The organism is uncultured Sphingomonas sp. (genome assembly GCF_964243315.1).
Taxonomy (GTDB): Bacteria; Pseudomonadota; Alphaproteobacteria; order Sphingomonadales; family Sphingomonadaceae; genus Sphingomonas.
In genome coordinates this window covers 30,155-43,594 of record NZ_CAXTEM010000010.1, presented here as the reverse complement: position 1 = coordinate 43,594, position 13,440 = coordinate 30,155, and the positions used below count along the sequence as shown (strand labels likewise).

General features: G+C 67.5%; 13 protein-coding genes. 8 read left to right on the top strand and 5 right to left on the bottom strand.

Going from position 1 to position 13,440, the window contains the following annotated elements:
• Positions 1 to 152: 152 nt before the first annotated feature.
• Positions 153 to 1,148 (bottom strand): adenosine kinase, encoded by a 996-nt coding sequence (locus ACFE77_RS05285; RefSeq protein ID WP_375420580.1) that lies wholly within the window; start codon positions 1,146 to 1,148, stop codon positions 153 to 155.
• Between the two features lie 119 nt (positions 1,149 to 1,267).
• Here ACFE77_RS05285 and ACFE77_RS05280 point away from each other — a divergent pair, with 119 nt between their 5' ends.
• On the top strand, positions 1,268 to 1,942 hold the full coding sequence (locus ACFE77_RS05280) for an EI24 domain-containing protein (protein WP_375420579.1): 675 nt from the start codon (positions 1,268 to 1,270) through the stop codon (positions 1,940 to 1,942).
• Positions 1,942 to 2,307, top strand: coding sequence for a hypothetical protein (locus ACFE77_RS05275; RefSeq protein WP_375420578.1), 366 nt, complete (start codon positions 1,942 to 1,944; stop codon positions 2,305 to 2,307). Before ACFE77_RS05280 ends, ACFE77_RS05275 begins: the two co-directional genes overlap by 1 nt.
• Before the next feature lie 110 nt (positions 2,308 to 2,417).
• Here the strand turns inward: ACFE77_RS05275 and queG are convergent, their stop codons facing one another.
• Positions 2,418 to 3,458, bottom strand: coding sequence for a tRNA epoxyqueuosine(34) reductase QueG (queG, locus tag ACFE77_RS05270; RefSeq protein ID WP_375420577.1), 1,041 nt, complete (start codon positions 3,456 to 3,458; stop codon positions 2,418 to 2,420).
• Positions 3,459 to 3,538: 80 nt separating this feature from the next.
• Between queG and ACFE77_RS05265 the strand changes: the two genes are divergently transcribed.
• From ACFE77_RS05265 to msrB, 4 genes are all read left to right on the top strand, one after another.
• Complete coding sequence (locus ACFE77_RS05265) at positions 3,539 to 4,432, top strand: ABC transporter ATP-binding protein (protein ID WP_375420625.1); 894 nt, start codon at positions 3,539 to 3,541, stop codon at positions 4,430 to 4,432.
• Entirely contained in the window at positions 4,429 to 5,661 is a 1,233-nt protein-coding gene (locus tag ACFE77_RS05260) for an ABC transporter permease (protein ID WP_375420576.1), read from the top strand. The genes ACFE77_RS05265 and ACFE77_RS05260 overlap by 4 nt, the downstream gene beginning before the upstream one ends.
• Positions 5,662 to 5,708: 47 nt before the next feature.
• On the top strand, positions 5,709 to 6,947 hold the full coding sequence (locus ACFE77_RS05255; RefSeq protein ID WP_375420575.1) for a cytochrome P450: 1,239 nt from the start codon (positions 5,709 to 5,711) through the stop codon (positions 6,945 to 6,947).
• 184 nt (positions 6,948 to 7,131) lie between these two features.
• Positions 7,132 to 7,629 carry a peptide-methionine (R)-S-oxide reductase MsrB gene (gene msrB / locus ACFE77_RS05250; RefSeq protein ID WP_375420574.1) on the top strand — a complete coding sequence of 166 codons (498 nt, stop codon included), beginning with the start codon at positions 7,132 to 7,134 and terminating at the stop codon, positions 7,627 to 7,629.
• Between the two features lie 191 nt (positions 7,630 to 7,820).
• Here the strand turns inward: msrB and ACFE77_RS05245 are convergent, their stop codons facing one another.
• From ACFE77_RS05245 to ACFE77_RS05235, 3 genes are all read right to left on the bottom strand, one after another.
• Positions 7,821 to 8,321 carry a CHAP domain-containing protein gene (locus ACFE77_RS05245; RefSeq protein ID WP_375420573.1) on the bottom strand — a complete coding sequence of 167 codons (501 nt, stop codon included), beginning with the start codon at positions 8,319 to 8,321 and terminating at the stop codon, positions 7,821 to 7,823.
• A gap of 237 nt (positions 8,322 to 8,558) precedes the next feature.
• Positions 8,559 to 10,043 (bottom strand): MFS transporter, encoded by a 1,485-nt coding sequence (locus ACFE77_RS05240; protein ID WP_375420572.1) that lies wholly within the window; start codon positions 10,041 to 10,043, stop codon positions 8,559 to 8,561.
• The gene (locus tag ACFE77_RS05235) at positions 10,040 to 10,867 is read right to left on the bottom strand and encodes an SDR family NAD(P)-dependent oxidoreductase (protein WP_375420571.1); all 828 of its coding nucleotides are present in this window, start codon (positions 10,865 to 10,867) and stop codon (positions 10,040 to 10,042) included. The genes ACFE77_RS05240 and ACFE77_RS05235 overlap by 4 nt, the downstream gene beginning before the upstream one ends.
• Before the next feature lie 136 nt (positions 10,868 to 11,003).
• Here ACFE77_RS05235 and ACFE77_RS05230 point away from each other — a divergent pair, with 136 nt between their 5' ends.
• Positions 11,004 to 12,149: an acyl-CoA dehydrogenase family protein gene (locus tag ACFE77_RS05230; RefSeq protein ID WP_375420570.1), complete on the top strand. Its 1,146-nt coding sequence runs from the start codon at positions 11,004 to 11,006 to the stop codon at positions 12,147 to 12,149.
• Between the two features lie 100 nt (positions 12,150 to 12,249).
• A complete protein-coding gene (locus ACFE77_RS05225; RefSeq protein WP_375420569.1) occupies positions 12,250 to 13,038 on the top strand; it encodes an SDR family oxidoreductase in 789 nt (262 codons plus the stop codon).
• Positions 13,039 to 13,440: the final 402 nt, after the last annotated feature.

The following is a 13,440-nucleotide window of genomic DNA, read 5'->3' as shown; positions in this document are numbered from 1 at the left end:
CGAAAAAGGGGCCCGGCGAGCGATCGCCGGGCCCCTTTTGTTTGTGCCTTTGCGGCGTGACGGACTTGTCGTCCCAGCTTGTGCTCCCGCGAAGGCGAGAGCCCAGGACTGGGTCCCGCCTTCGCGGGACATAAGTAGGTTGGAGGCGGCCCCTACCCCAGCCGGTCCGCCAGCGCCTTCAGGTTCACCACCGGCCGCGCGCCGACATGGCTGATGATCTCCGCCGCGCAGATCGCGCCGAGCTTCAGCGATGTCTCCAGGTCGCGCCCCTGCGCCTGCCCGTGAAGGAACCCCGACGCGAACAGGTCGCCCGCCCCCGTCGTATCGACCACGCGCGCGATCGGCTCGGCCGGGACGATCGCCCGGGTGCCGCCCTGGATCGCACAGGCGCCCTCGGCGCCACGGGTGACCACCAGCGTCGGAACCTGCGCCGCGATCTTGGCGAGCGCCGCGTCGAAATCGTCGGTCTGCGCCAGTGCGGCGAGTTCGCTCTCGTTGGCGAACAGGATGTCGATCAGCCCGTCGGCGATCAGCTGTCGGAAATCGTCGCCGTGACGCGAGATGCAGAACACGTCGCTGAGCGTGAAGGCGACCTTGCGGCCCGCCTCGCGCGCGGTGTCGATCGCGGCGCGCATCGCGGCACGCGGCTCCTCGGGATCCCAGAGATAGCCTTCGAGATAGAGGATCGCGGCGTCGGCGATCATCGCGCGATCGATCGCGGCGGCCGGCAGGAACTGCCCTGCGCCGAGGAACGTGTTCATCGTCCGCTGCCCGTCGGGCGTCACGAAGATCAGGCAGCGCCCGGTGGTCGGCTCGCCCGGCCGCGCCGGCGTGTCGAAGTGAACCCCGGCGGCGCGGATGTCGTGCGCGAACACGTCACCCAGTTGATCCGCCGCGACCTGCCCCAGGAACCCGGTCTTGCCGCCGAGCGCGGCGATGCCGGCGACGGTATTGGCCGCCGATCCGCCCGAGACTTCGCGCCCCGGCCCCATCTTGGCGTAGAGCGCGTCGGCTTCCTCGGACGAGAACATCAGCTGCATCGAGCCCTTGGCGACGCCGATCTCGGTGATGAAATCGTCGGTCGCGGTCGCGAGGATGTCGACGATGGCGTTGCCGATCGCGACGACGTCGTAGGTAGGCGTGGACAAGGCGGGCTCTCCGGGTCGGCCGCTCGGGCGAGCGACAAAGCGCGGGCGTTACCGGTGCGCCCCCCGCCGCGCAACCGACGCGTTGACGCGCCCGCCTGCGGAGCCGCATGGAAGACGCGATGATCGGCGCTTTCCTCCTATCGGTAAGGCAACTCGGCGACCCGGCGTTCGTCAGGGCGTTCGCCAAGTCCATGGCGCTGACGATCGCGCTCTTCGCCGGCATCGGCGTGGCGCTATGGTTCGGGATCGACGCGGCGATCGGCCGATGGGTCGGCGACGGCACGCGCGGCGGGGTCGCGGCGCTAGCGGCATTGTTCGTCACGGTGCTCGCGCTGTGGCTGTCCTTCCGCGCGGTGGCGATCGCGGTGGTCGGGATCTTCGCCGACGAGATCGTCGAAGCGGTCGAGGCGCGCCACTATCCGCACGCCCTTGCGAGCGCCCGGCGGATCGGCATCGGACGAAGCCTCGCGATAGGCATCCGCTCGGCTGCCCGCGTGGTGGCCGTCAACCTGCTGATGCTGCCGGTCTATATCGTGTTGCTGGTGACCGGAGTCGGCACCGCGATCGCGTTCTTCCTGGTCAATGGCTGGCTGCTCGGGCGCGATCTGGGCGACATGGTGGCGGTGCGGCATCTGGACGATGCGGCGATGCGGGGCTGGCGCAAGGCGACCGTCGCGCAACGCTTCGTGCTGGGGCTTGCGGGTACGGGGCTCTTCGTGGTTCCGGTGCTCAACCTGCTCGCGCCACTGATCGGTGCGGCAATGGCGACGCATCTGTTCCACGGGAGACGGTGATGAAGGCGATGGTGGCGACGGCCGGCCTAGTGGCACTGGCAGGGTGCGCGACGCCGAGTGCACCGCCACCCGCAAAGGCCGGTCCGGCGGTGTTACCCTATACGATCGTCGGGCTCGAACGTGTGATCGGGCAGAACGCCGCCGGCCTGTCCAAGCTATTCGGCCCCCCCGATGCGGACGTCCGCGAAGGCACCGCGCGGAAGCTGCAATTCGCGGGCCCGATCTGCGTGCTCGACGCGTACCTCTATCCGAAGGGCACGAGCGAGCCCGTCGTCAGCTACCTCGATGCGCGCGAGCCCGACGGCAGCACGATCGACCGCGCGAGCTGCGTCGCGGCGCTGACCCGGCGCGACGGCGGACGGTAGCCGGGTGTAGCCGTGTTCCTGCGGACGCAGGAACCCAGAGTAATAGACGACGGCCTGTGTGATCCTGGGCTCCTGCATCCGCAGGAGCACGGCGCCCACCGGGGCGCTCGTCAGTCCTGCAACACCGCGATCGCCCACTCCACAGCCTCCCTAACCACCGCGTCCTCATCCCCCCGCAACCGCTCCAGCACTGGCACCAACCCCACCACCCCGCTGTTCCCCGCAGCGATTGCGGCGTTCCTGACCATCCGGTTCCGCCCGATGCGCTTGATCGGGGAGCCCGCGAAGACCTGGCGGAAGCCCGCATCGTCGAGCGCCAGCAGGTCCGCCAGCGCGGGGGCGGTGAGTTCGGCCCGGGGTTGGAACGCCAGGTTCGCCGCCGCGGACGCCGCGAACTTGTTCCAGGGGCAGACCGCGAGGCAATCGTCGCAGCCATAGATGCGATTGCCGATCGCGCGGCGGAATTCGTGCGGGATCGGCCCGGCATGCTCGATCGTCAGATAGGAGATGCAGCGCCGCGCATCGAGCCGGTATGGCGCGGGGAACGCTGCGGTCGGACAGGCGCGCTGGCAGGCGTCGCACGACCCGCACAGGTCTCGACCGGGTCGGTCGGGCGCGAGATCGAGCGTGGTGTAGATCGCGCCGAGGAACAGCCAGCTACCCTCGTCCCGGCTGACCAGATTGGTGTGCTTGCCCTGCCAGCCCAGCCCCGCGGCTTCCGCCAGCGGCTTTTCCATGACCGGTGCGGTGTCGACGAATACTTTCAGGTCGCAACCGGCGTCGGTGGCCAGCCAGCGACCCAGCGCCTTCAACTGGCGCTTTACGACGTCGTGATAGTCCCCGCCCTGCGCGTAGACCGAGATCCGCCCGACCTCCCCCTCCCCTGCCAGCCGCAGCGGATCGGCGGCGGGCGCGTAGCACATGCCGAGCGCGATGACGCTGCGCACCTCGGGCCAGAGCGACGCGGGTGCCTCGCGCTGGTGGGCGCGTTCCTCCATCCAGATCATGTCGCCGTGGCGCCCCTCGGCGAGCCACTGGTGGAGGCGTTCCGCGGCGCGCGGCGCCGCATCGGCGCGCGCGACCCCGACCGCGGCGAACCCCAGTTCGGCGGCCTTGGTCCGGATCCGGTCTTCGAGCTTGTCTTCGCGCACGTCCGCCCGCTACCACGCCGCGCGCACCGTTGAGAGGATATTTCGTGGGGTCAGAGCTGGCGGTCTCCGCCACCGGGTTGATGAAGAAGTTCGGCGACCGGCGGGTCGTGGACGGCGTCGACCTCGCAGTCCCCAAGGGTACGATCTACGGCGTGCTCGGCCCCAACGGCGCGGGCAAGACGACGACGCTGCGCATGCTGCTGGGGATCATCGAGCCCGATAGCGGCGTGCGGTCGGTACTCGGCCACGCCAGCCCGCGCGATGCCAGCGATCGCGTCGGCTATCTGCCCGAGGAGCGCGGGCTCTACCCGGCGATGAAGGCGCGCGAGGCGATCGCGTTCATGGGCGCGCTGCGCGGACTGGACTGGAAGACCGGGCGCGAGCGCGCGGTGGCGCTGCTCGAGGCAGCGGGGCTTGGTCATGCGGTCGACGAGAAGATCCGCAAACTATCAAAGGGCATGGCGCAGCTCGTTCAGTTGCTGGGGTCGGTCGTCCACCGGCCCGATCTGCTGGTGCTGGACGAACCCTTTTCGGGGCTCGATCCGGTCAACCAGGAGAAGCTGGAGGCGCTGATCCTCGCCGAGCGCGATCGCGGCGCCACGGTGCTGTTCTCGACCCATATCATGAGCCACGCCGAGCGGGTGTGCGATCGGCTGGCGATCATCTCGGGCGGCAAGCGCCGGTTCGAAGGCACCGTCGACGACGCGCGCGCGATGCTGCCGCAACGGGTTCATTACCGACCGCGCGAGGCCGACCCGGCGATCGCGGGCGTGCTCCCCGCCGATGCCGTGGGCAACGACGGCGAGTGGCGGTTCGAATTGCCCAAACAGGGGATCGAAGGCCTGCTGGTAACGCTGATCGACCGTGGCTACGGGATCTCCGGCCTGTCGATCGAACGACCCGGCCTGCACGAAGCGTTCGTGCGGATCGTCGGCCAGGATGCAGCCGGGAACGGCATCGGAGGCGCGGCGTGAACGCCAATCTCAAGCGCACGGTCCGGCAGACGCTGACGATCGCGCGGCGCGATTTCATCGCGACGGTATTCACCCCGATCTTCCTGCTGTTCCTTTTCGCCCCGGTGATCATGGGATCGTTTGGCGCGATCGGCGGGATGGGGGCGGCAAGCGTTGCGGACGGTGCGAGCGACAAGATCCGCGTCGTGGCGATCGTCACGCCCGATCAGGCACGCGCGATCGTCGAGGCGGATACGCGGCTGCGCGGGATGTTCCGCGACGAGGAAGCGCCGCCGGTGCTGCTGACGCTGCCGCCCGCGGCGGACCCCGCCGGGCAGGCTCGGCGCACGTTCGACAGCAAGGATTACGACGCGGCGGCGGTGCTGTACGGCGCACTCGATCGGCCGCAGATCATCTACGGCCCGCGCGGCAGCCGCGCCGCCGACTACCTGACGCTGCTCGCGGGCGAGACGCTGACCGCGGAACGGCTCGGCACCGCGCTACCGAAGGTCATGCCGATCAAGATCGCTTTGATCCGCCAGCGCGCATCGGCGAGCGGGCAGCACCAGTCGGCGTTCTTCGTGGTGTTCGGGATCTTCTTCCTAACGCTGTTCCTGTCGGGCCAGGTGGTCGGCACGATGGCCGAGGAACGCAACAACAAGGTGATCGAGGTGCTCGCCGCCGCGGTGCCGCTCGAATCGGTGTTCCTTGGGAAGCTGCTGGGGATGTTCGGCGTCGCGCTGCTGTTCGTCGGCTTCTGGGGCACCGTGGTCGGCCAGGTGACCACGCTGCTGCCTGCCCCGGCCGCGGCGGCGCTCGGCGAGCTTGCGCCCGCGGTCGGCGGGCCGATGTTCGCGCTGCTGTTCGGCGCCTATTTCACGATGGCGTATCTGCTGCTCGGCTCGGTCTTCCTCGGCATCGGCGCGCAGGCGTCGACGATGCGCGAGATTCAGATGCTGTCGCTGCCGATCACGATCCTTCAGGTCGGGATGTTCGCGCTGTCGTCCGCCGCGGCGTCGCGCCCGGAGAGCTGGGTCGCGAAGCTCGCCGAAGTCTTCCCGCTGTCGTCGCCGTTCGCGATGGCGGGACACGCTGCGAACTCGCCGGAGCTGTGGCCGCATGTCGCGGCGCTCGCCTGGCAATTGCTGTGGGTCGCGATCTTCATCAGCGTCGGCGCTCGACTGTTCCGCCGCGGGGTGCTGCAATCGGGCAGCGCCAAGCCGTGGTGGCGCCGCGCCAAAGGTAATTGACATCAATGTCAGTTAGCGCTCTTCTACCCAAAATAGGAGAGTGAGGCATGGCGACTTTGGCGAAGGACATGGTCGAAACGGGCCCGGTGGATCCGTTCGACGTCAGCCGTGCGGAATTGTACCGCGACGACACCTGGCAGGCGCCGTTCCGGCAGCTTCGGGCGGAATCGCCGGTACACTGGACCGCGCACTCCGATTACGGCCCGTATTGGTCGGTCTCGACCTACAAGGGCATCGTCGAGGTCGAGTCGCTTCCCGATCTCTACTCGTCCGAAGCCGGCGGGATCACGATCGCGGATTTCGTCCCCGAACGCGACGTGCGGATGCCGATGTTCATCGCGCGCGATCGCCCGGTCCACACTCAGCAGCGCCGCACCGTCGCCCCCGCCTTCACGCCGAGCGAGATGACGCGCATGTCGAGCGACATTCGCGGGCGGACCGCGGCGTTGCTCGACACCTTGCCTTACGGGGAACGGTTCGACTGGGTCGATACCGTCGCGATCGAACTGACCACGCAGATGCTCGCGATCCTGTTCGACTTCCCCTGGGCCGACCGGCGCAAGCTGACCTTCTGGTCCGATTGGGCCGGCGATATCGAGCTGGTGAAGACCGAGGAACTGCGCAAGCAGCGGCTCGAGCACATGTACGAGTGCGGCGCCTATTTCCAGCAGCTGTGGAACGCGAAGGCCGACAAGCCGCAGACCCCCGACCTGATCTCGATGATGATCCATTCGGACGCGATGAGCCACATGGATCATTTCGAATTCATCGGTAACCTGATCCTGCTGATCGTGGGCGGCAACGACACCACCCGCAATTCCATGTCCGCGCTCGCCTACGGGCTCGACCTGTTTCCCGACAGCCGAGCGAAGCTGGAGGCCGATCCGGCGCTGATCCCGAACGCGGTCAGCGAGATCCTGCGCTGGCAGACGCCGCTCGCGCACATGCGCCGCACCGCGACGCAGGATACCGAGCTGATGGGGCAGACGATCAAGGAGGGCGACAAGCTCGCGCTCTGGTACGTGTCCGCCAATCGCGACGAGACGGTGTTCGAGGATCCCGATCGCATCATCGTCGACCGCCCCAATGCGCGGCGACATCTGGCGTTCGGCCACGGCATCCACCGCTGCGTCGGCGCCCGGCTGGCGGAATTGCAGATCGGCATCCTGCTCGAGGAGATGGCGAAGCGGCGGATGCGGGTGAACGTGGTCGGCGAACCCACCCGCGTCGCGGCGTGCTTCGTCCACGGCTATCGCCAGCTGCCGGTGGAGCTTAGCCGGTATTGAGGGACGAGAGCCTCCTGCTCTCCCGCGAAGGCGGGAGTCCAGGGTCCCGATAGACGCAAGTCGTTGTCTTGCTTGACCCTGGGTCCCCGCCTGCGCGGGGACACAGAAGTGTGGTGAACCTCGAAACCCACAACCTTCCGCATCCACCGCGCGTACCTATATCGATGCGATGGAGCTTGAACCGATGACCACCGACCGCCGCTCGCTGCTTACCCTCGCCGGCCTCGGCGCCGCGGGTGTGGCGCTATGGGGCTGCCGCGCCGCGCCCGCGGCTGCTGCCACCGAGAAGTTTCCGGTGCAGATGCCCGACGCCGCGTGGAAGGCAAAGCTAGGTCCTGCGGCCTATGACGTGCTGCGCCACGAGGGCACCGAGCGCCCGTTCTCCAGCCCGCTCAACGCCGAGCATCGCGCCGGCATCTTCGCCTGCCGCGGATGCGGGCAGCGGGTGTTTTCGTCCAAGACCAAGTTCGAGAGCGGCACCGGCTGGCCGAGCTTCTGGGCGGCGCTGCCGCGCGCGGTGGCGAGCCGGGTCGACGGATCGATGATGATGGAGCGCACCGAGATCCACTGCACGCGCTGCGGCGGACACCTCGGCCATGTATTCGACGACGGCCCGAAGCCGACCGGCAAGCGCTATTGCATGAACGGGGTGGCGATGACGTTCTCGCCTGGGGTGGCGTAGAGCCTGACGACGTCGACCTAATCCACTCCGTTCGTCCTGAGTAGCGGCTGAGCGAAGCCGAAGCCGCGTATCGAAGGACAGGTCTCACGTACCAACCTGTCCCTTGATACGGGTTTTCGATACGCTGCTGCGCAGCTACTCAAGCCCTACTCAGGACGAACGGGTGAGTGAGCCCCCTTCTCTGATCGCGATCAACGCGCGGCGTAGCTAACCGGCACCGGGGCGGTGGTGGCGATCACCAGCGTCGTCGGCGTCTGGTCGAGCGGCGCGGCCTCGTGCGAAGCAGCCGGCGCGTGATCGGAATAGATGAAGCCCTTAACCGGATAGCTCGACGTGCCGAGCCCGCCCTGCGGCGCGTACCAGACCTTCACCTCGCTCCAGTCGCCCGCCGCCGAGACGTCGATCGCGCGGACATCGGTTTCGATGCCGCCGCGACGCGACCAGTTGGCGTGGGTGAGCAGGACTTCGCGGGCGCCGACGATCTTGGAAACCATTGCGACATGGCCGACGCGCATCCGGCTGGTGGCGGCGAAGGCGACGACCGCGCCGACCCGCGGGGTGTTGCCGCGATCGTAGCGACCGGCAGCCTGGCCCCACCAGGTGTCCGCGTTGCCGCGGATCTCGATACCCGAGACTTCGCGGGCAAACGGCGCGCACTGCCAGAACCGCGCGGTCGCGGGGGTCGCTGCCATCAGGCCGCACAAGGCCATCAGCGCAAAGCGCGCTTTCAATCGTCGTAAAGTCAAGATGACCCCCCGGTCTGAACCCGTTCGTCGAGTTTTCGCTAACCGGCGGCGGTTAATTCACCAAACCGCCACGGAACCTTTTCCGACGAACGGTGTATCGACGCCGACGAGCCCCCCAACGCAACGAATTCTCTCTCGCGCGCCGCCACCGTTCGTGAACAAACCTCTAATTTTTCGCAGTATTTACGGCCGAATGACCGGCGACTCGACGTCGCCGACCTGCGCGAGCCGCGACAGCCTGGCGTCGTGCTCGGCACGGCCGAACGGAAACCGCGTGAAGCAGAACGCCGACAGGCACGCCACCGTGACGTAGATCACCGCGTAGATCAGCGTCAGCCGGTCGATCGTCGCGACCGGCACCTGCCCCGGTGTCGCCTTGTCGGGAAAGCCGGCGATCGCGAGGATCGATCCCGCCGCGAAGATGCCGATCCCCGAGGTGCATTTCTGCACGAAGAAGGAGCCCGCGAAGAACACGCCCTCCGACCGGCGCCCGGTGCGGATCTCCGAATCCTCTACCACGTCGGCCATCATCGACGCGCCGAGAATGAACGCGCTTACGTTGCACGCGGTCGACAAGATGAAGCAGCCGAACAGCACCGGCAGCAGTTCGGGGCTGCCGACCTCCGGGAACACGCCCGCCAGCCGCAGCCAATAGGGCAAGGTCTGGATCGTCCCGCCGAGCAGCACCGCCGCCATCGCCACGCGGGGCTTGCCGCCGCGCTTGCCGAGCCGCGGCGCGACCACGAACGCGACCACCACGCCCGCGAACAGCGATACGGTTAGGTACGCGAACACCGCGCCCTTGAAGCCCCATACATAGCTGTAGAGATAGTTGGACAGCGCATAGCCGATGCCCTGGTTGGTATAGGCGCACAGGCTGGCGAGCATCAGCACCGCAAAAGCACGGTTGCGCACGGTTTGACCGAGCTCGCGGAAATTCTCGCGCAGCGTCTGCCGGACGATCGGCGGGCGCGGCAGGCTGCGGATCTCGCGGTGAGTGCCGCCCGCGGACACGAGGATCGCGAGCCCCATCAACAGCGCTCCCGCCAGCGCGAAGCTGCCATAGCCCGCGCGGTTGAGCAGACCGTTCGGGAACGCCGCGGTCGGCGCGAGGAAGACGGTATAGGCCGACACCAGCATGGTCAGCCCCCCTGCCCAGCCGAACAGATAGCGATAAGCCATGATCCGCGTCCGCTCGTCATAGTCGGAGGTGAGTTCGGGCGTCAGCGCGACCGACGGCACCTCATAGGCGCTGACCGCCGACCGGACGAGCACCGCGACGACGAACAGCCACACCAGCACCATCGTCTGGCTCGCGCCCGCAGGCGGGTTCCACAGCAGGATCCAGCCGATCATGATCGGCAGCGCCGACGCGTACATCCACGGATGCCGCCGCCCCCAGCTGCTCCGCGTCCGATCGGAGAAGAAGCCGACCGCCGGATCGATCACCGCGTCGATCAGCAACGCCGCCATGATCACCAGCCCGACCGTCGCCGACGGCAGCCCCACGACCTGATTGTAGAACAACAGCAGGAAGGTGCCGAACCCCGCATCCTTGACGCCATAAGCGACCGAACCGAAGCCATAGGTCGCCATCGTCCGCGGCGACAGCCGCCGCGCCGGAGGAACCAGGACGGGAGGATCGAGCGCGACCGCGGCGGCGTTCACTTGAATGCGTCCAGCGCGGTCAGCATCGACGGTTCGTTCGGGTCCCAGCTGGCACGGGTGCCGATCGTCAGCCCGCCATCGACCAGGATGTGCGTCCCGGTGATGAACGACGCCTCCTCGCTCGCGAGGAAGGTCACCGCGGCGGCGATATCCTCGGCACGGCCGGCACGCGGGATCGGCTGCGCCTTCGCGGCGGCACCCGCGATCATCGTGTCCGCCATCTTCCGGCGGTCGTCGGGAATGTCGAGGTGGCGCGTGAAGATGCTGGTGGTGATGAAGCCCGGGACCACCGCGTTGACGCGGATGTTCGACTTGGCGAGGTTCGCGGCGGCCATCTTGGTCAGATGCAGCACGCCCGCCTTCGCGGTGGAATAGGCGGTCGGCGCGTAGCCGGTGCCGAGCGCCGAGACGCTCGACGTGTTGACGATCGATCCGCCCCCACGCGCCGCGATCAACGGCGCCGCGAACCGGATGCCGAGCGCCACCGATCGCAGCAGCAGCGCCATCGTCCGGTCCCAATCGTCGGCGGAGATCTCGTCGATCGGCTCGCGCGCGCCGCCCGCACCCGCATTGTTGAACACGATATCGAGCCCGCCGCTCTCGTGCGTGATCCGCATCACCGCCTCGATATCGTCGGCTTGCGTCACGTCGGTACGCCGGAATGCGATGCAGCCGCTCGATTCGGCGGCGAGTTGCCGGCCCGCCGCCTCGTCGACGTCGCCGACGACCACGAACGCGCCTTCCCTCGCGAGTTGCAGCGCGGTCGCCCTGCCGATGCCCGATGCTCCTCCGGTGACCACCGCGCGCTTGCCCGAAAACCGCATCCTACTCTCCAGTATGTTTGCGCACGACCATAGGCCACGGCACGACAGGATCAACGGCAAGGCTTTCGAATTTCGGGTTTGCAGCTCCACGGCAGATCGGGCAACGCTGAACGCACCAGTTCAAGAGGCAGGATGCATGGCACTCGATCCCGAAACCTTCGACGCGTTGATCGATACGGTGCGCCGCTTCGTCACCGAACGCTTGCGGCCGCTGGAGGCGCAGGTCGAGGAGGACGACGCTATCCCCGACGCGCTGATCGCCGAGATGAAGGAACTCGGGCTGTTCGGGCTGTCGATCGACGAGGAATATGGCGGGCTCGGCCTAACCATGACCGAGGAGGTACGGGTCGCGATCGAGATGGGGCGGACCACACCCGCGTTCCGGTCGAGCTTCGGCACCAATGTCGGGATCGGCAGCCAGGGCTTGGTGATGGCGGGCACCCCCGAGCAGAAGGCGCAGTGGCTGCCGAGGATCGCGAGCGGCGAGATCGTGACGAGCTTCGCGCTGAGCGAACCCGATGTCGGCAGCGACTCGGGCGCGGTGAAGACCCGCGCGGTGCGTGACGGCGACGTCTACCGCCTGTCGGGTACGAAGCGCTACATCACCAACGCCGACAAGGCGCAGCTGTTCACGGTGATGGCGCGGACCGGGGAGGAGAAGGGCGCGCGCGGCGTGTCGGCGTTCCTGGTGCCGAAGGACCTGCCCGGCGTCTCGATCGGCGAACCGGAAAAGAAGATGGGGCAGAAGGGCGCGAAGGTCGCCGACGTGATCTTCGACGACGTTCCTGTCCCCGCGGCCAACCGGCTCGGCGCGGAGGGCGAAGGCTTCAAGATCGCGATGAAGGTGCTCGATCGTGGGCGGCTGCATATCTCCGCGGTTTGCGTCGGCGTTGCCGAGCGGCTGATCGCGGATTGCGTCGCCTATGCGGGCGAGCGGCACCAGTTCGGGCAACCGATCGCGAGCCACCAGCTGATCCAGGGCATGATCGCCGATTCGAAGACCGAAGCGCTTGCGGCCCGCGCGCTCGTCTGCGAAACCGCGGCGCGCAAGGATACGGGCGAGGACGTCGTGCTCGAATCCGCCGCCGCCAAATACTACGCGAGCGAGATGGTCGGCCGGGTCGCGGATCGCGCGGTGCAGATCTACGGCGGCGCCGGGTACATCGCCGATTACGGCATCGAGCGGCTATACCGCGATGTCCGCCTGTTCCGGATCTACGAAGGCACCAGCCAGATTCAGCAGGTGATCATCGCCCGCGAGACCATGAAGCGCGGCGGGTAGTAAAGATCATCCACGCCCCGTTCGTTTCGAGCGAAGTCGAGACACGGGGTTCGGCACGTGCAGGTCTCCCGCCCACCCTGAACCAATGGAGCTTTCGGACATGGACACCACCAACCTCTTTCGCCTCGACAACCGTGTCGCGCTGATCACCGGCGGCAGCCGCGGCATCGGCAAGATGATCGCGGCGGGCTTCATCGCGCAGGGCGCCAAGGTCTACATCTCCTCACGCAAGGCACCGGCTTGCGAGGAAACCGCGGCGGAACTCGGCCCCAACTGCATCTCTCTGCCGCAGGACGTGTCGACCGTCGCCGGCTGCAAGGCGCTGGCGGAGCAGTTCGCCGCGCACGAATCGAAGTTGGACATCCTCGTCAACAATGCCGGCGCGGCATGGGGCGTGCCGTTCGAGGAGTTCCCCGAACAGGGCTGGGACAAGGTCATGGACCTCAACGTCAAATCGCCCTTCTTCCTGACCCAGGCATTGTTCAACCCGTTGAAGGCGGCAGCGAGCCACGAACGGCCGGGCAAGGTGATCAACATCACATCCATCGACGGCCTGCGGCTCAACCCGTGGGAGACGTACAGCTACCAGGCGTCGAAAGCGGCGCTGATCTACCTGACCAAGCGGATGGCCGCGCGGCTGATCCGCGACTCGATCAACGTCACCTCGATCGCCCCCGGCGCCTTCGCGAGCGAGATGAACCGTGCGGCGCGCGATCACGGCGATGCTGTCGCCCAGTCGATCCCCGCCAAGCGGATCGGCGTCGACGAGGACATGGCCGGCACCGCGATCTACCTCGCGAGTCGCGCGGGCGATTACGTCATCGGCGAGACGATCGCCGTCGACGGCGGACTGGTCCACGCAGCACTGGGATCGTCGATCGACGCCTGAGGCTGTCGCTTCTTAGCCGCTGGAACCGCCCCATTGTGTCCCCGCGAAGGCGGGGACCCAGTACTGGGCTCCCGCGTTCGCGGGAGCACAAGCTAACCTACCGACCGATCCGCGCAGATTTCTGGAATGCTCGTGCTCCTGCGCACGCAGGAGCCCAGGGCCAGAGGTACCGCCGTGCTTGGCTCTGGGCTCCTGCGTCCGCAGGCACACGGTTAACTTCAGGAAGTAGCGGGGGAGAGCCGTGCTCCATCCCCCGCGCATTCGTATCGCCGGTGCCGGTTTGCCCGGCGGCTCCGCTCCTGCGCGTTTCTGTTATGATGACGGCGACGACTGCGGGATCGCCATGCAACAGGTCGCGGCACAAAAAAAGGCCGGGACAAGACCGGCCGTGAAAGTTTTAGG